Raw genomic sequence first — 17,624 nt, forward strand, 5'->3', positions numbered from 1 at the left:
CCGGCCGACCCCGCGCGGGGGTCGGCCGGCTGGGTTGCGTCAGCGGACGGCCTGCTCGATCAGGTCCGCGACGGCCTTCGGCTGCGAGACCGAGACGGCGTGCGAGGCGTCGACCTCGATCGTGGTGGCGTTGGCGCGGGCCGCCATCGTGCGCTGGCCCTCAGGGTGGATCGCCTGGTCGCCGGTGGCCACCAGGTAGTGGTTGGGGAGACGCTTCCAGCTCGCCGGGCCGGACTTCTCCTCGAAGGCCGCGGCCGCGATCGGCCGCTGGAACCGGCCCAGGATCTCGGCGTCCGCTACGTCGGCGGCGAACAGTGCCGGGAACTTGTCGACCGCGAGGCTGAGGAACGTCTCCTCGCCGCCGTCGCCGGTCGGCAGGGTGTGCGGGACGAGCCCGGAGGCGAAGTCGTTCGCGGGGAAGCTGCCGATCAGGCCCTGCAGGCTCTCGCCCTCGTCCGGGGCGAACGCGGCGACGAAGACGAGGCCGGTGACGTTGTCGGCCTGGTTCGCCGCGGTGGTGATCACCGCGCCGCCGTACGAGTGCCCGACCAGGACGACCGGGCCGTCGATCTCGCGCACCAGGGCGGCGACCCGGCTGCCGTCGATCCCGGCGCCGCGCAGCTCGTTCGCCGCGGCCAGGGCGGGAATGCCGCGGCTCGCCAGTTCCTCGATCACGCCGGACCAGCTCGAACCGTCCGCGAACGCGCCGTGGACCAGGACGACGGTGGGGGTCTTGTCAGTCATTGCTCTCGATCTCCTTCGGTTGATGGTGCTAGAAGGAAACCGCTTGGGGGCGATCCGCCGGATCGACCGAACAGCCGAACTCACGTGCGTCGAAACTCGCCTGTGACGACTCGCGTGCACCCAAATCTCATGCGTTCGGGGGAGGGGTGAACCTTTCGAGCACGAGTCGGGTCAGCTGGACCCGGGAGTTGACGCCGAGTTTGCCGAAGGCGGACCGGAGATGGGTGCCGACGGTGCTGGCGGAGAGGACGAGCTCCTCGGCAGCCGAGCGGTTGGTGTGCCCCTCGGCGACGAGCAGCGCGACCCGGCGCTCCATCGGCGTGAGAGCCTCCCAGCCCTCCTGGGCTCGCGGCGGTACGGCGGCCCAGCGACGCCGCCGTACGCCGGCCGCCTGGAGCACGGACTGGATCCTGGCGGCCGGTGCGGTCGCGCCGAGCCTGGTGAGGGTGTCGAGGGCGTGCTCCAGCGTTGCGATGCCGGTGGACCGGTCGCCGCTCTCGAGCTCGGCCCGGCCGTACTGTTCCTCGGCTCTGGCTAGGAGCACTGGTCTGTGGGCTTCGCGCAGGAGTTCGGTGGCCGCGGCCAACCTCTTCAGGTCGTTGCCAGCGGCCACCAGCTCCGCAGCTCCGCGGAAGGCTGTCGAAGGGGTGGCCGCGGTTTGCGCTTCCAGTTGGTCCTTGGCGTCGGCCAGGAGGAGTACGTCGGTGCGTTCGGGGAAGTCGAGTGGTACGTCGTACAGCCGGGTGGTGGCCTTGGTGTCGCCGTCGGCGAGGCCTAGCAATGCGTTGATGGTCGGATCGTGCCCCGCGAGTTCCCGGGCCTCGGTGAGGTGGCCGCGGAGGAGAGCGATCAGGGCGAGGACCTGCTGAGCGACTGGTGCGTGGGCTGCGTCGTGGAGGTCAGCCATCCAGCGGAGTCCGGTCTTGGCGGCCTCTTCTGCGTCTTGCAGGTTGCCGGCGGCGAGTTCGAGCCGTGCGCGGAGGACTGCCAGTTGCGGTGCTGACCACGAGTCGCCGGCGCGCAGTAGCTCGCGCACGCGCTCCAGCGCCGTTGGAAGCTCGTCAGCCTGTGCGCGGCAGTAGAGCTCGCCCACCTCGACCAGAGTGTCCGGCAGATCAGTAGCTGTCGCCCTGGCCTCGACGTACAGATCCCGGGCTTCCTCGTACCGGCCCTCGGCGCGCGCACGCTCTGCCGCGGCCACTTGCAGCACAGCCCGTGCCCCGGGTTCCTCGGCTGCGCTGGGAGCTTCTGCACCTGCCAGGACTCGGTACGCGGCGAGGCGCTCAGCCAGGTGGGGCGCTGCGCCGGGGACGGTGAGCTCTTGTGGGGCCAGGCGGCCAGTGGCCCACTGCTGTGGGGCCAACCGCAGGCGGAGCGACGCCCGGAGGTCAGGGGTGATGGGACCGCGGTAGAGCGCCGTACCGCTGAGCAGGTCCTCGGCGAAGGCCTTGGCGCGGTCGTACTGGCGGGCCGCGAGCAGGACGCTGACCACGTCCGCACCGACCTCGGCCCGGAGTGGTTCGTCGACCAGCGTCAGGTCGAACGCCTGCTGGATGACCTCGGCCGCAGTCGTCGACATCGTCGCGAGCAGGTCTTGAGCCGCCTCACGCAATGTGTGTATGGCGGAAGCGTCGCCGGGCTGTGCGACCGCGAGCACGTGTGGAGCCGCTGCAGCCGCTCCGCGTCCGGCTGAGATCAGTTGACCCGCGATGGCGCCGTGCAGCGCGCGCTGAGCAGACGGTGGTACGTCGGCCAGCGCGGCGGACCGCAGTAGCTCGTGGCGGAACCGCAGTACCGAACCGGCGTCGGTGAGCAGACCGGCCTGGATCGCCTCCTCCAACGGCACGGCCAGCTTGGCGACCGGCTCAGCCATCAGTACCGCGACGTCCTCCAGCCGGAACTCGCTACCGAACACTGCAGACGTCCGCACGAGGGTGCGGCTGAGCTCGGTCAGTCCGCTGGTACGACGCCGGACGCCTTCGACCAGACCGGTAGGGAGGGGACCGGTCGAGTCTGCGGGGTTGTCGAGGTAGAGGCCGGCGATGAGTTGCTCGGCGAGGAACGGGATGCCTTGGACGCCGGCCAACTGCACAGCGAGCGCAGGGTCGACCGGTGCGTTCAGCAGGTCGGCCGCGATGTCCTGGATGGCGTCGGGGGTGAGTGGGGTGAGGTTGAGGTGGTGGACAGGGACCTGTGGGCGGACTGCGTCGGCCAGTTGGTCGGTCACGCCGCCAGGGACCGGTCTGGTCGCCACGAGCCAGAGGAGCTTTGTGGCGGAGAGGCGGGCGATGACCACGCGCAGTACGAAGGCTGTGAGCGGGTCGGACCACTGGCCGTCGTCCAGGACGATCACGGCGGCGGTGTCGGCGAGGCGACGGCCGATGAGGTCGGCCAGGCGTTCGGCCAGCCAGAGGGGCTGGGTGTTGAGGCTTGCCAGCTCCAGGAAGTGCTCGGTGTCGATCAGGGGGTGTGGGCCGGCGCGGAGTGCAGGGGCGAGCGAGGCGAGCGGGCTGATGTTGTCGGTCTGGTGAGCCGCTGCGCTGGCTACCAGGAAGCCGCGGCGCTCCGCCTGCTCGACGGCTGCCTGCAGCAGTGCGGACTTGCCGATGCCTGGCTCACCCGTGACGACGGCAAGAGACGCCTGGCCGGTCTCAGCCGCCCGCAGAGCGTCCAGGAGCCGGCCGAGCTCCTCTGAACGCCCGCGCAACGGCTTCATGCGGGATTTCTACCAGCCGCAGCGGCGGAGGGCTAAGAGGGCGTAGGTGCGGGCAGTGTGCAGGACTTCGGTGAGGCGGACGTGCTCGTCGGTGGCGTGGGCGTAGCGGACGTCGCCGGGGCCGTACTGGAGGGTGGGGATACCGGCAGCGGCGTACTGGCGGAGGTCCGAGCCGTAGGGCGCGCCCCTGACCTCCGGCGTGGGGTCGCCCGCCGCTTCGAGGGTGTCAGCGAGGAACGGGTCGTCGGCGGGGAGCACACCGGAGGCGAAGGCGCCGCCGGGCCAGGTGACCTTGACCGGGTGGTCGCGGAGCCAGTCGTCCTTGGCGCAGGCTTCGGCGATCGCGGACTCGAAGGCTTCTCGGGCCGCGGTGACCGGTTCGCCGAGGCGTACGCCGTACCGGCCCTCGGCAACGAGTACGTCGGGCACGGTGCTGGCCCAGTCGCCGGAGTGGATCGTGCCGACGGACAGCGGGTTCGCCAGGTCGAGGTGCGCGAGCAGTGGATGCGGATCGCGGTTGCGCTCGGCCTCCAGCGCCTGCAACGCGGCCTGGATCACGACGAACTTCTCGATCGCGCTGACCCCGCGGGTCCGGGTCGAGCCGTGCGTCGCGAGGCCGGGCACCTCCAGCCGGAAGGTCAGCGAGCCCGCGTTGGCCGGGATGACGCAGCCCGCGGTCGGTTCGGCGATCAGGCACGCCTCGCCGGTGTGACCGCGCCGCAAGGTCGCGAACGCACCGGCGCCACCGTCCTCCTCGCCGATCACGGTGTGCACGGCCAGCGGCTTGCGCAACCGGATGCCCGAGGCAACGATCGCCGCGGTCGCACCGAGGATCGCCGCGACCCCGCCCTTCATGTCGCAGGTCCCGCGGCCCCACATGATCCCGTCCTCGATCCGCGCCGAGAACGGGTCCCCGTCCGGCCACAAGCCGAGCTCACCCGGCGGCACCACATCCACATGTCCATTGAGGATCAGCCCCGGTGTCCCGTCCCCGCCGAGGACGCCGACGCATCCCCACGCCTGGTCGCGCTCGACCTCCATCCCCGGAAACTCCGGGTCCGCCGTCACCGACGGCAGATCGATCCGCCAGTGGTCGACACTCAACCCGAGCTCGGTCAACCGCCGCGCACACCACGCCTGCACCTCCGCCTCGCCGGCCGTGCCGTCAACACTCGGAATCCGCACCAGCTCCCGCAGATCGTCGACAATCCGCTCGTCGTCAACCGCAGCCAACACCTGCCGCTCGACCTCACTCAGCATGTGCACATCATGCATCCAGCAGCTCCAGTAGGCGGCGTGCGCCGTGGTGGACGCGGTGCTGTGAGTACGTCGAGCGGTCGCGGACGAACTCCGCGACACTCGCGTATGCCGCCGCGGCGCAGACCGCGACCGTGGCGCGGCCGCCGGCCCGCAGTGCGGCCTGCAGGAACAGTTCGTCGACTCCGGCCGGTGCGCCGTCACGTGCCGCCGAGGTCGCCAGTGAGATCAGGTCGTACGCGCGGGACCCACCGCCGGCCGCCTCGATGTCGATGATGCCGGCGACCCGTCCATTGTCGACAATCACGTTGCCGACATTCAGATCTCCGTGGACGAGATCGTCGCTCGGGAGGTCCTGACCCCGGTACGGCCGGCACAGTTCGTCGTACCGCTCGATCAGGTCGGTGGTCTCACCGCCGTACCCGCGGACGCGGTCCCACACTCCGTCCCAGCCGTCGAAGACGACTCCGGCGGCCCACACCGACCAGTTCGAGTCGCGGTCCGGGACGAGCTCTCGCTGCGTCTCGCAGATCGCGATCAGCTCCCTGGCAAGGGACGGCCCGATCGTCGACGCGTCGTGGAGACCGACGCCCGTGACGAATTCCTGCAGTTGGTACGGCGATCCGGCCGCGGTGGTGCCGACGGCAAGCCAGTCCGGGGTCGGATAGCCGACGGCACGGGCCCGCCGGACGAGCTCGGCCGCGCGGCGGACGCGCGGTGCCCAGCCCGGGTCGTCGCTCCACTTGAGGACGACCCGGGTCCCGCCGGCGGTGAGCTCGTACGCGCTCGACTGGAGACCACCGGGCAGTTGCCGCACCAGCTGATAATCGGTGCCCAGGGCAACGTTTACCTCGGCGACAACCGACTCGGTGGTGTCCACTACGGCGTCAGCCGGTGCAGGTCGCGCGGGAACAGCGTGACCTCGCGGATGTTCTCCGCGCCGGTCAGCCGCGCCACGAACCGCTCGAGCCCGATCGCGAACCCGCCGTGCGGCGGCATCCCGTGCTTGAACGCCTGCAGGTACGAGCTGTACGCCGGCGCCTCCGCCGACTCACCCCGCGCCGCCAACGCCGCCACGTAGTCGCTGTAGCGGTGCAGTCGCTGGCCGCCCGTGACCAGTTCGAGGCCCCGGAACAGCAGGTCGAACGAGTTGGACCAGCGCGGGTCCGACGGCTGCGGATGCGTGTAGAACGGCCGCTTCACCATCGGGTAGCCCTCGACCGCGACGAACTCGCTGCCGTGCTCGCGCAACGCCCACTCGCCGATCGCCCGCTCGTCGGCCGGTGCCAGGTCCGGCTCGTCCGGGTCCGCACCGGCGATCTTGAGCGCCTCGCTGAAGTGCAGCAGCGGCACCTCGACCGGGATCTCCGGCAACGTCACCCCGAGCCGCTCCAACGCCGGAGCAGCCCGCTCACCCACCGCCGACAGCATGCCCGCGACCGTCGACCGCAGTACGGCGAGAACGTCGCGATGGTCCTGGATGAACCCGAACTCCGCGTCCAGCGACACGTACTCGGCCAGGTGCCGGACGGTGTCGTGTGGCTCGGCGCGGAACACCGGACCGACCTCGAAGACGCGCTCGAACACCCCGACCATCGTCTGCTTGTAGAACTGCGGCGACTGGGCCAGGTACGCCGGGCCGCCGAAGTAGTCCAGCGCGAACACGTTGGCCCCGGACTCGGTCGCCGTACCGACGATCTTCGGCGTCTGGATCTCGGTGAAGTCCTGGTGACCCATAGCCTCCCGGAACCCGTGCATCGCCGCCGCGGCGATCTCCCAGTACGCCCGTACGGCCGGATGCCGCAGCGCCACCGGTGCGTTGTCCAGTACGACGGGCAGGCCGGCACCGACCGTGGGTCGCCACAGCTCGATCGGCGGCGTCTGCGCCGGCTCGGTCAACGGCTCGATCACCGGGTCGACGATCTCCGCACCACCGGGTGCCTGCGGGTTGGCGGCGACCGTACCGGTCACCTGGACGACGGTCTCCTCACCGAGTTCGTCCAGCAGTGCCTGCGTTTCCTGGCCCTTGACCACGATCTGGCTCAGGCCGGACCGGTCGCGCAGGATCAGGAAACTGACGGCGGCGAGCCGTCGTCTTCGGTGCACCCAGCCGGCCACCGTGACGGTCTGGCCTACTGCTGAGGGGATCTCATGACTGAGAATGCGCATCGCTGTTTCACCTCCAGGTCGTTTCTCGTACCCCGGAGGTGTGGGCGAAGGGGATCTCGCGGTGCCACCACACCTTCACCGGATCCGACGGACCCGGCCTCTTGCCGTGCATTCGCTCAGGAGTGTCTTCGCCACCGCTCCATGTATCGCCTCACAGCAACCGGCGACTCTCTCGAACATGGCGTACGGCGCTACTTGGTTCCGTCAGCGCGAACAGATCCAGAGTAATGCAGCCGGCAACCCGGTTTCAGCGCCGCCCGGTGGTCGGCGGGATCTGGGCGGAGTCGGTGTCCTCCCGGCCGCCGACCCGGGCGTGCACGGTGATCTGGTTGGCCGCGCCGGTGCCGGGCAGCCAGGAGCTCCACTCGGAGTTGAACGGCTTGCGGTAGTTGTCGGTCCAGCAGGTCGCGCGCCGGACGTCGGTGGAGCGCGAGCAGGTCCAGCCCTGGTCGAGCGCGGACAGGAACGACAGGTTGCGTCCCCAGGAGATGTCCAGGGTGACCCGGCGGTTGGCGACACCGTTCACCTTCAGGAACCGGTTGTAGACGAACGGGTTCGGGTCGGTCTGCGGTGTCGGCGTGATGATCTGCAGCAGCGACTCGTCCTGCTGGATCACCGGCAGTGTCTGCGAGTCCGTGTCGCTCACCAGCCCGGCCGTCGCGGCCACGGTGAACGTCCGCGCGGCTGACGAGCCGTCCGTCGGTACGTCGAAGTCCGCCGGCAGCGGGGCCGGTCTGGCCGGGTTGAGCGCCGTACAGGTCTGGGACTTGACCGTGCACTTCCAGCCGGCCGGGCTCGCCGCGATCGGCCATTCGAGCGAGGAACCGTAGGTGATCTTCAGCGTCACGCTCGACCGGTCCGTGCCGGGAGCAACGGTCAGGATCCGGTGATGGACGTCCGGGTCGGGCTTGCCGGCGACGATCTTCAGCAGGTTCTCGTCGGTCCGCGGCGGGGCGGTCAGGGTCTCGGAGTCGTCGTCGTAGTACCGGCCGGTCTTCGCCGAGACGGTGAAGGTCCGCTGAGCCGCGGTCCCGCCGGTGGGGGAGTCGAAGCTGACCGGGAGCGGCGCCGGTGCGGCCGAGTTGGTCGCCGTGCAGGTGCCGGACGCGGGAGTGCAGGTCCAGCCGCTCGGGTTGCCGCTGAGCGGCCACTTGAGGGCGGAGCCGTACTTGATGCCGACGACCACCGGGTCCTGGCTCCCCGCCGGGGTCCTGATCGTGATGACGAACCTGACGGCCTCAGCCTGCGTCCCCACGGCGCGAGTGGTGGGACCGCCGCCGCCCGGCGGCATGCTGATCGTCAGCAGGCCCTCGTCCAGGATCGGCGTCGTCGGCACCGGCGGAGTGGGTGTGGCCGGCGGAGTCGCGGTCGTCGGTGCCGGCGGAGTCGGGGTGGGCGTCGGCTCGGGCGAGGGCTCGGTCGGTTCGGACGTCGGCGCGGTGGTCGGAGCCGTCGTGGGCTTCGCGGACGGCGGCTTGACCGTCGGCGGCTTCACCGGCGGAACCGTCGGCGGCTGGACCGGCGGCTGGGTCGGCTGCTGCGCCGGCGGGTTGTTGATCGCCGCCGGGGGAGTGTCGTTGCCGGTGAGTGCCATCGCGGCCAGTACGGCGGCGACCGCGACGACCACGACCGCTCCGGCGCCGACCGCCGTCCGGGTGCTGTTCTCCGTCGCCTTCTTCCAGCCGGTGACGACGAAACCGACCAGGCCGACCTTCGCGCCGGAGGCGGCGGCCAGGTAGCCGAGGCCCGCGGTGCCCAGCAGGGCCGGGGCGAGCAGGGCCGGCAGCGCACTGTTGACCTCGACGAGCTCGAGGTAGACCGCGGTGCACATCGCGCAGTCGTCCAGGTGCTCGCGGACGTTGCGGTTCTCCCTCTTGGTCAGGCCGCCACGGACGTACGCGCCGAGGCGCTCGGTGGTCCAGCGGCAGCGGTCACCGGCCACGTCGGCCAAGTGCTGCTGCAGGTAGGCCTGCCGCAGACCCTCGCGGGCGCGGTAGGCGAGCGCGGAGACGCCGTTGGCGGTCAGGCCGAGGAGCGGAGCGATGGCCGCGGGCTTCTCGCCCTCGACCTCGGTGTGCCAGAGCACGGCCTGCCACCGCTCGGGCAGGCTCGCGAACGCCTTCGCCGCCGCGCCGCTCTCGAAGCCGGTGACGGTCGGGTCGTCGAAGGTTTCCGGCTCCCGCTCGTACGACGCGATGTCGTCGGTGGCCTGGACCTTCCGGCCGGACCGGATCCGGTCCACATGCACCCGCCGTACCGTCGTCAGCAGGTAGGCCCGGAAGGAGATGTCCGGGCCGCCGCCGGAGCGCAGTGCGTCCAGCACCTTGGCGAACGCGTCACTGGCCAGGTCGTCGGCGTCGTTGGCCGGAACGAGCTGGCGGGCCATCCGCTCGGCGGCGTGGTGGTGCCGGCCGAACAGTTCGCCGTACGCCTCGAGATCGCCGTTGCGGACACGCGCGATCAGTTCGGCGTCGCTCGGTCCTTCCGGCGTCTCCATCTGTCTCCCCGAGGGTGTCACGACTGTCCGTGCAACGTTGTCACCGTCCGTCACATCGTTGCCGGGAACAAGGTTCCCACGTGGGACGGCTGCGCGCACGTTTCCTGACGCGGAACTGTGCTCCTTTCCTGACGAGAGCGGTAGTGGGGAAGTTACGCGAAAAAAGTTTGGCGAATCCGCGTCATGAAGCTCGCCGTGCTCTGTCTCACTCCCGGAACGACGCTTCCGGCCGACCGGTCGGGAGACTGACGGGGCTATTCGAGGAGGGCCATGTCGCTGTTCGCGGACATCCGCAGACGGTTCGACCTGCGTCCGGCCAAGTCCCTGAACCTGGCGGGGTCGCCCGCCCGGACCCGGCCGGAGGCGTCGTCCCCTGATGAGCAACCGTGCGAGTGGAGGGACTCGCACGGCACAGCTGGCACCGACCACAGCGCCTATCTCGCGATCGCCGAGGCGCTCCATGACGGTGCCGATGTCGTGCCTGCGAGCGACGAGGTCGGCCGGCAGTTGGCGGCCGACGGAGTCTCGTTGCTCGAGGCACTTGATGGGCTGAGTGCGTTGTACCGCTCGATCGCCGGGGGCGAGCCGGCTTTCGCCGCGGTACGCGCACTCAGTTCCAGCTGGGCCGAGGCCTCTTTGGTCTACCTCCACTCGCTGTCCTGCGAGGACCCGCTGACCGGGCTGTCCAGCCTGTCGCACCTGCGGTCCCGCCTCGGCGAGCTCTATCGAGAGGCAGAATTCCGTGGAACTTCCGTACCGCAGACCCACGCACTGGTGGTTGTCGAGCCGCTCAATCCTCCGGGGACGACGCCCTTCGACCGCGAGCTCCGGCTCGTCGACGTCGCGGAGTGCCTGCGGATCGTGTTCTACGGCGGTGACGTACTGGGCCGCGTCGGCTCACACCGCGCGGCGGCGCTCGTCGGCCGCGAGCCGAACCTGCCGGAGCAGGTCGAGACGGTACGAACCCTGATCACCCAGTGGCGGCTGGACACCGACGTACCCCAGCTGGCCCGGATCTGGATCGAAGGACTACCGAGCACCGACGCCATGGCCGGGCGGGTGCTCGACGAACTGGCCAGACCTTAGGACCTGCGTCCGGACGCCAACAGGGGGGCGCCCGGACGCATCAGGCCGGCGGCGGATTGCCCATCACGGGGTGGGCAATCCGCCGCCGCTTGTCCCTCGAGAACTGTCGGCGGTGCTGACTAGGCTGTGTCCCATGTGCGGTCGATACGCGTCCAGCCGGGACCCCAGCGATCTCGTCGTCGAGTTCGAGATCGAGGCGGGGAATGTGCGGGAGTCCGTGCAGGAGTTGCCGGACAACTACAACGTCGCGCCGACCGACTCGGTGATCGCGGTCGTCGAGCGGAAGAACCGTGAGGTGCCGGACGAGACGGTCCGCAAGCTGACGACGGTCAAGTGGGGGCTGGTGCCGTCGTGGGCCAAGGACACCTCGATCGGGAGCCGGCTGATCAACGCCCGGATGGAGACGGTCGCGGAGAAACCGGCCTTCAAGAAGGCGTTCGCGACCCGGCGCTGCATCCTGCCGGCCGACGGGTACTACGAGTGGTACAAGTCCGAGCAGAAGGTGAACGGCAAGCCGGTCAAGCAGCCGTACTTCATCCACCCGGCCGACGGTGGCGTCCTGGCGATGGCCGGGCTGTACGAGATCTGGCGGGACAAGTCGGTCGAGGACCCCGACTCCGACGAGGCCTGGCTGTGGACCTGCACGGTCCTCACCACCACGGCCACCGATGACCTGGGCCGCATCCACGACCGGATGCCGTTGCTGGTCGAGCGGGAGCGGTACGACGCCTGGCTCGACCCGCTCAGCTCCGACCCCGACGACCTCCTCGACCTGCTGGTGCCGGCCGCGCCCGGCCGGCTGGAGGCGTACGCCGTCTCGAGGGCGGTCAGCTCGGTCAAGAACAACGGACCCCACCTGATCGATCCGCTGCCGCCGGACGGTGCCGACCCCATCGACACCGAAACCACTCTCTTCTGACGCACCGCGCGCACAGCGCCGATCCGTCCCCCGGTGATGACAGGATGGGGCGGTGACCGACGAACGGATTGTGGGGACGCCGCACGGGGACGCCCGGATCGTGGCGCATCGGGCCCGGCGGCCGGTGGCGACGCTGGCCCTCGGTCATGGTGCCGGGGGCGGGATCGATTCGGGTGACCTGGCCGCGCTGGCCTCGAGGTTGCCGAAGCAGGACATCAACGTGTTCCTGATCGAGCAGCCGTGGCGCCATGCCGGGCGGAAACTCGCCCCGGGGCCGAAGATCCTCGACGAGGCCTGGATCGCGATCATCGGGCAGCTCCGGATCCGCACCCCGCTGGTGATCGGCGGCCGCAGCGCCGGCGCCCGGGTGGCCTGCCGGACGGCGAGCAGCCTGGGGGCGTCCGGCGTACTGGCGCTGGCCTTTCCGCTGCATGCACCGGGCAAGCCGGAGAAGTCCCGGGTCGACGAGTTACAGGGAGCGGGGCTGCCGACACTGGTCGTGCAGGGGGAGCGGGACCCGTTCGGGACGCCCGAGGAATTCCCGCCGCTCACCGAGATGGCCGTCGTGCCGGAGGCCGAGCACTCGTTCAAGGTGCCGAAGCGGGCGGAGCTGAGCCAGCAGGAGGCGTACGACGTGCTCGTCGAGGCCGTGTTCGAGTGGGTCAGCCGCGAAGTGTCCGGATAGTGGTCAGCGGCTGAAGGCCGTGGTCTGAGGCGGGAATGCCCCCGCGCCCGGGCGTGTTGTGGCAGGCATGATGGCGACGAGGGAGGCTCCGGCGCGGAGCTTGGGGAAGACCCCGGTATTCTCGATCACGATGCCCACTCCCACCACCACAGAGACACCCGAGCAGCGGACCGCGCGCTTCGAGCGCGAGGCGCTGCCTTTCCTCGACCAGATGTACGCCGCGGCGATGCGGATGACCCGTAATCCGTCGGACGCCGAGGACCTGGTCCAGGACACCTTCGCGAAGGCGTACAGCTCGTTCCACCAGTTCACGCCCGGCACCAACCTGAAGGCGTGGCTGTACCGGATCCTGACGAACACCTTCATCAACGGATACCGCAAGCGGCAGCGCCAGCCGACGCAGTCGCCGACCGAGGAGATCGAGGACTGGCAGCTGACCGCCGCCGAGTCGCACACTCCCGGCGGCCTGAAGTCGGCCGAGGCGGTCGCACTCGAGCATCTGCCCGACTCCGACGTCAAGGAAGCCCTGCAGGCGATCCCGGAGGACTTCCGGCTGGCCGTCTACCTGGCCGACGTCGAGGGCTTTGCCTACAAGGAGATCGCCGACATCATGGGGACGCCGGTCGGCACCGTGATGTCACGGTTGCACCGTGGCCGCCGCCAGCTGCGTGACCTGCTGGGCGACTACGCGCGCGACCGGGGCCTGATCCCGTCCGACGAGACCGGAACCGAGGAGGAGTCGTGAGCTGCGGCGAGCACCACGACGTCGACTGCAGCGAGATCCTGCAGCGTGTGTACGTCTTCATCGACAACGAACTCGAGGACGCCAGCACCGACGAGATCCGGCAGCACCTGGAAGAGTGCGCGCCGTGCCTGGACGAATACGACCTGGAACGCTGCGTGAAGAAACTGGTCCACCGCTCCTGCGGTTCCGATCACGCCCCCGACGCACTCCGGCAGAAAATCCTCCTCCGCCTGACCCAAATCCAGGTCGAAACCACCATCACCACCACCGACTGAACACGGCCGCCGCAGTTCCGGCCGTTCAGATCGAGTGGGTGGTAAAGGTGTAGGTGTACGGGGCACCGCGCTGTAACAGGGCCAATAGATCTTTGGCGTAGGTTTCATGGATCGGCGAAACTCCGGCGAGCACGGAGACCGCCGCGGTGGCATTGGCCGTGGCGGTGGAACGGTCACCGGCCGCGGCGTTGATCCGGGCCAATTCGAGGAGCAGACGGCCCTCCCGAATCGTATTCTTTACCCGCCGGGCGAACATCAGCCCGGCCTCGGCATGTTCCCTGGCGGTTTTGTAATCGCCCTGGGCCGCCAACGCTAGTGTCAGCGTTTGATGAGCCTCCGTCTGGCCGACGTCGTCGTGAGCTTGTTCCGCGAGCACGAGGCTGCGCTGCGCGCGGTCGATGGCGTCGGAGTGCCGGCCGACCAGGAGATGCGAGAAGCCCGCGTTGATGTAGCGCTTGAACTCCGAGCGGGAGTCACCGAACTTCTGCGCGAGCGCGATGCCGCGGTCGAAGGCCTCGTCGGCGCGAGCGTGCGCACCGGCGCGGTTGTAGAGACCCCCCACTGCGACGTAGGCGACGCCCTCGAGGGTCGCGTCCCCCAGTTCCTGGCTGAGGCGCAGTGACTGCTCGCCGAACGCCAACGCCTCGTCGATCCGGCCGAGGTGGCCAAGGACGTACGTCAGCGACGAGCAGCAGCGCGCCTGGCCCGCGAGGTCGGACTGCGCACGGAACATGTCCAGGGCCGTGAAGAGATAGGCGGCGGCCGATTCCAGGTCGCCGTTCTCGACCTCGGGGATCGCGCTGTCGTGCTGGAGCCAGGCCGCCATCCTCGGCAGGCCGTGCCGCTGAGCGATCTCTGCCACGCCACGACCGAGATCTCGCATCTCGACCCAGCGACGCCGGGGCTCGTTGTAGCCGAACAGCGCGAGCGCGAGCTCGGGGAACAAGGCCGATCCGGCCAGCGTCGAGGCCGACGCCTGGGCCACCCGGTCCATCAAGTTGCGCTGTTCGTCATCGAACCAGCGCAATGCCGAGGTCATGTCGGCCAACGCCGGGAACGGCGTGCTGCGAATCGTGGCCAGAGACAGCCGGGGGCTCGTTTCGTGGGTCAGCTCATGACAGGTCCAGGCGCAGCCGATGTAGAAGCGAAGGATGCGTTCCAGGCCGGCGTCGCGTTCGGCCGGGGTGAGGGATTGCTCTGCGAGCTCGCGGGCGTAGGTACGGATGAGGTCGTGGAAGCGGTAGCGCTCGGGGGCGACCGAGTCGAGCAGGTTGAGGTCGACAAGGCGTTCCAGGATGGCGTCGGTCTGCCGAACACCAATGTCGAGCAACTGTGCGGCGACAGCAGTCAGCAGGTCCGCTCCGTCCGGGACGCTCAGCATCGGCAGCGCCTGAGCGGCTTCCCGATCGAGGCTGCGGTCGCTGGTCTGCAAGAACTGGACGGAGCTGGCGATGCTCGCGCGGACGCCGGTCTCGTCGGAACCCAGGCCGTCCAGGCGCCCGCCCTCGTCCTCGAGCAGGTCGACCAGGTGCTGGATCGGCCAGTTCGGCCGAGCGGCCAGCCGGGCACCGATCAGCCGGACCGCCAAGGGCAGCCGGCCGGTCAGCAGGGTGAGACTCTCAGCGGCTCCCGGCTCGGCCGCGACCCGGTCCGGCCCGATGACGCCTGACAGCAGCTCGGCGGACTCCGACTCCGACAACGCGTCGAGCCGGATCTGCCGCGCGCCGGACAGGGCCGACATCGAACCCCTGCTGGTGATGATCGCGGCCGACCCCGGGCTGCCCGGCAGAAGGGGCATGACCTGCGGTACGTCGGTCGCGTTGTCCAGCAGCATGAGCACGCGGCGACCGGCCAGCTGTGACCGCAGCAGCGCAGCCGCCTCCTCGACACCTTCGGGGATCAGTTGCAGGTCCAGACCGAGGGAGCGAAGCAACTGCCGCAGAGCGTCTCCGATGCTCATCGGCTGGCCCGGCCCGTACCCGCGGAGATTGAGATAGAGGTGGCCGTCGGGGTAGCTGTGGACGAGCTTGTGCGCGGCCTGGACGGCCAGCGCGGTCTTGCCGATGCCGCCCATGCCGGTCACCGCGACCAGGCCGACCGCGCCGTTGCGTCCGGAGGGATCTCGCAGGGCCGCCAGGATTGCCTCGATCTGGGCCGCGCGGCCGGTGAAGTCTGGGATGGTCGGCGGTAGCTGCCATGGCATCGGCAGGGAGTCGATCGCGGCCGGGATCTCGGTGTCGGGCGCAGTGGGCCGGGCCTTGCGGCCCTTGCCTCGCGCAACGGCCAGGAACTGCGCGGCTTCCTCGGCGTTCAGACCGAGCGCTGCGGTCAGTGCCCGGACGGTGTCAATGCGTGGCCGGCTGCGGGTACCGCGTTCGAGGACGCTGATCGCCTGCTCGCTCAGGCCGGCCCGGTCGGCGAGGCCGGCCTGGGTCAGGCTCGCGCGAGTCCGGTACCTGCGCAGCAGTACGCCCAGGCTCTCCGTGGCCAAGTCACCCACCTCCCTCACTGATCGAATGCAGCCAGGTACGGCCTGTGTTGCATGCCGGAGCTAACTCTAGGAGGCCCGGCCGACCCGCGCTGGCGTTATCCACAGCCCGACTGGACCGGTTTGGCTGGTGCGGCAGATCACACCGAGGGAAAGCCAAACGATCGTTTGATGATTGCAATGGGTGTTCGGCCGCGGACGCTCCGATGACAAGACCTCTGAGAATGGTGGTCTGAACCGACCCGTAACCAAATTGCAAAGACCCCGGTTTTGGCCGGGGTCCTTGCTGTCTGTAGCCGCCTGGGTCAGGCGTTCGGGCGCTTACCGTGGTTAGCGCCCTTCTTCTTGCGTGCGCGGCGCTTGCGGCCGGTCTTGCCCATTAGTAAGCCTCCTTGTTACAACTGCAAAGAGTCACAGTCTCTCATATCACGGGAGAGTCTTCAGTCCGTGCGGCGGGTCACGGTCTGGCTTACAGTGTTTCGGCGCACGACGGATGAGCAAAATTCACAAGAGTCAGCGCCGCGCTGTCTGCCCCCCTGAAGCTCACCCCGCTGGGTTTCAAGACTACGCCGCTGATCGGAGGTGACTTACGATGGGCTCGGACAACTGGGACTGGTGACCAAACCCCTGAAGGCACTACATGACGTCAGCCTTACACCGAGCAGGGCTACGCCTGTTGGTCTCGGGAGTCGCCGTTGCGGCGATGGTCGTCTGTGTCATGTCTGCAATGACGCTGTCGAACTACCTGACGGTGTTCGGCCTCTGTGTGCTGGTCTTGATCGGCAGCGCGCTCAGGTCTCCGCATGGTCCGACGCAGGGCGCGTCCCTGGCGTCGATCGTGCTGATGTCCGTGTACGTGATCGCCGGACCCGCGGCAGCCGTGGTCGTGGCCGGTGTCGGCTCGCTGGTCCAGGCTCGGCGGGTTCCGATCATCAAGCGAGTGTTCAACAGCGGTCAGCGGATTCTTTCGGCGGCCGGGGGTGCCGTGGCCTATGTCGCTGTCGACGGTCCGATCGGCGACTCCGCCCTCCATGACGTCCCTCGGGCCATTGTTGCCGTCACCCTGACCGGCATCGTCCATCAGTGTGTCAACGCGCTGCTGATGTCCGGCGTCCTGTGGCTCGAGCGCGGCCGGACGGTCGTTCGCGCCTTCTTCCGCGAGGTCGTCGTCCCGACCGCCCTCCCGATGCTCGGTTACGGCTACCTCGGCCTGGTCATGGCGCTGATGTGGTTGAGCGGCCTCGGCGTGATTGCCGGTCTGCTCACCCTGGTCCCGTTGGTCGTCGCCCGCTGGGCTCTTTCGCAGGACGCGGTCGAGCGCGCGGCCCAGGCGGCCACGATGCGGGCGTTCATCCAGGTGATCGAGACCAAGGACTTGTACACCCGGGGTCATTCCGAGCGCGTCAGTGAGGGGGTCGGGATGCTCGGCCGGCACCTGCGCTTGCCCGGCGATCGGCAGCAAGCCCTGGAACATGCGGGACTGCTGCACGACGTCGGCAAGGTCGGCGTACCGACCAACATCATTCGCAAGCCCGGTCGACTGGACGACTCGGAGATGGACGCGATCCGCCTGCATCCCGCGCGTGGGGTGGAACTGATCGGCAACATCCCCTTTCTGGAAGAGGTCAAGTCGGCTGTCCTGCACCATCACGAGAAGTACGACGGGACCGGCTATCCGGCCGGCCTGAGCAAGGAGAAGATCCCGTATTTCGCGCGGATCATCGGAATCGTCGACGCGTTCGACTGCCTCACCTCCACCCGGTCGTACCGGCCGGCGCGCAGCGTCGAGGAGACGCTCGAGATCCTGCTCAAGGATCGCCACACCCATTTCGACCCGCAGTTGGTGGACGCGTTCGTCGAGGTCATCAAGCAGCAGGGCTGGGCGCCCGCGGCAGCGGAGCGGCCGGCGCCGAACGCCGAGGTCGAAGGGGCGATCGACCACGACGACCTGAGTCTGGGCAGTGCCGGCGGTGCCTCCGGATCGGCGGCCGGCCCGGAATGAGTACGCAGGGTGGGGCGGAAGGATCGGGGCTCCGAATCTGG

General features: G+C 69.3%; 14 protein-coding genes. 6 read left to right on the plus strand and 8 right to left on the minus strand.

Annotated features, from left to right (window positions below):
* Positions 1-39: 39 nt before the first annotated feature.
* The 6 genes from ACGFIF_RS27305 to ACGFIF_RS27330 all read right to left on the minus strand — a co-directional run bounded on the left by ACGFIF_RS27305 (position 40) and on the right by ACGFIF_RS27330 (position 9,383).
* Entirely contained in the window at positions 40-744 is a 705-nt protein-coding gene (locus tag ACGFIF_RS27305; RefSeq protein ID WP_393158319.1) for an alpha/beta fold hydrolase, read from the minus strand.
* A 127-nt stretch (positions 745-871) separates the two neighbouring features.
* Positions 872-3,460: an ATP-binding protein gene (locus tag ACGFIF_RS27310; RefSeq protein ID WP_393158320.1), complete on the minus strand. Its 2,589-nt coding sequence runs from the start codon at positions 3,458-3,460 to the stop codon at positions 872-874.
* 9 nt (positions 3,461-3,469) lie between these two features.
* Positions 3,470-4,735 (minus strand): ArgE/DapE family deacylase, encoded by a 1,266-nt coding sequence (locus tag ACGFIF_RS27315; RefSeq protein WP_393158321.1) that lies wholly within the window; start codon positions 4,733-4,735, stop codon positions 3,470-3,472.
* Positions 4,728-5,597, minus strand: a complete 870-nt coding sequence (locus ACGFIF_RS27320) for a phosphotransferase family protein (protein ID WP_393158322.1) — start codon at positions 5,595-5,597, stop codon at positions 4,728-4,730. Before ACGFIF_RS27320 ends, ACGFIF_RS27315 begins: the two co-directional genes overlap by 8 nt.
* Positions 5,597-6,886 (minus strand): aspartate--tRNA(Asn) ligase, encoded by a 1,290-nt coding sequence (gene aspS / locus ACGFIF_RS27325; protein ID WP_393158323.1) that lies wholly within the window; start codon positions 6,884-6,886, stop codon positions 5,597-5,599. Before aspS ends, ACGFIF_RS27320 begins: the two co-directional genes overlap by 1 nt.
* A 247-nt stretch (positions 6,887-7,133) precedes the next feature.
* A complete protein-coding gene (locus tag ACGFIF_RS27330) occupies positions 7,134-9,383 on the minus strand; it encodes a sigma-70 family RNA polymerase sigma factor (RefSeq protein ID WP_393158324.1) in 2,250 nt (749 codons plus the stop codon).
* A 270-nt stretch (positions 9,384-9,653) separates the two neighbouring features.
* Between ACGFIF_RS27330 and ACGFIF_RS27335 the strand changes: the two genes are divergently transcribed.
* The 5 genes from ACGFIF_RS27335 to rsrA all read left to right on the plus strand — a co-directional run bounded on the left by ACGFIF_RS27335 (position 9,654) and on the right by rsrA (position 13,093).
* Positions 9,654-10,469, plus strand: a complete 816-nt coding sequence (locus tag ACGFIF_RS27335) for a hypothetical protein (protein ID WP_393158325.1) — start codon at positions 9,654-9,656, stop codon at positions 10,467-10,469.
* Between the two features lie 133 nt (positions 10,470-10,602).
* Complete coding sequence (locus ACGFIF_RS27340) at positions 10,603-11,388, plus strand: SOS response-associated peptidase (RefSeq protein ID WP_393158326.1); 786 nt, start codon at positions 10,603-10,605, stop codon at positions 11,386-11,388.
* Positions 11,389-11,440: 52 nt separating this feature from the next.
* A complete protein-coding gene (locus ACGFIF_RS27345) occupies positions 11,441-12,073 on the plus strand; it encodes an alpha/beta family hydrolase (RefSeq protein WP_393158327.1) in 633 nt (210 codons plus the stop codon).
* Between the two features lie 130 nt (positions 12,074-12,203).
* A complete protein-coding gene (locus ACGFIF_RS27350) occupies positions 12,204-12,818 on the plus strand; it encodes a sigma-70 family RNA polymerase sigma factor (RefSeq protein WP_132207908.1) in 615 nt (204 codons plus the stop codon).
* Positions 12,815-13,093: a mycothiol system anti-sigma-R factor gene (gene rsrA, locus ACGFIF_RS27355; RefSeq protein ID WP_328518789.1), complete on the plus strand. Its 279-nt coding sequence runs from the start codon at positions 12,815-12,817 to the stop codon at positions 13,091-13,093. The genes ACGFIF_RS27350 and rsrA overlap by 4 nt, the downstream gene beginning before the upstream one ends.
* A 25-nt stretch (positions 13,094-13,118) precedes the next feature.
* Here rsrA and ACGFIF_RS27360 read toward each other — a convergent pair whose 3' ends face one another.
* Together ACGFIF_RS27360 and ACGFIF_RS27365 are read right to left on the minus strand one after the other, a co-directional pair.
* Entirely contained in the window at positions 13,119-15,584 is a 2,466-nt protein-coding gene (locus ACGFIF_RS27360) for a helix-turn-helix domain-containing protein (protein WP_393158329.1), read from the minus strand.
* A gap of 302 nt (positions 15,585-15,886) precedes the next feature.
* Positions 15,887-15,961: a 50S ribosomal protein bL37 gene (locus ACGFIF_RS27365; RefSeq protein WP_369759046.1), complete on the minus strand. Its 75-nt coding sequence runs from the start codon at positions 15,959-15,961 to the stop codon at positions 15,887-15,889.
* Between the two features lie 338 nt (positions 15,962-16,299).
* Between ACGFIF_RS27365 and ACGFIF_RS27370 the strand changes: the two genes are divergently transcribed.
* On the plus strand, positions 16,300-17,583 hold the full coding sequence (locus ACGFIF_RS27370; protein WP_393158331.1) for an HD-GYP domain-containing protein: 1,284 nt from the start codon (positions 16,300-16,302) through the stop codon (positions 17,581-17,583).
* Positions 17,584-17,624 lie beyond the last annotated feature (41 nt).

Origin of the sequence: Kribbella sp. NPDC049174 (assembly GCF_043197365.1) — a bacterium.
Classification (GTDB): Bacteria; Actinomycetota; Actinomycetes; order Propionibacteriales; family Kribbellaceae; genus Kribbella.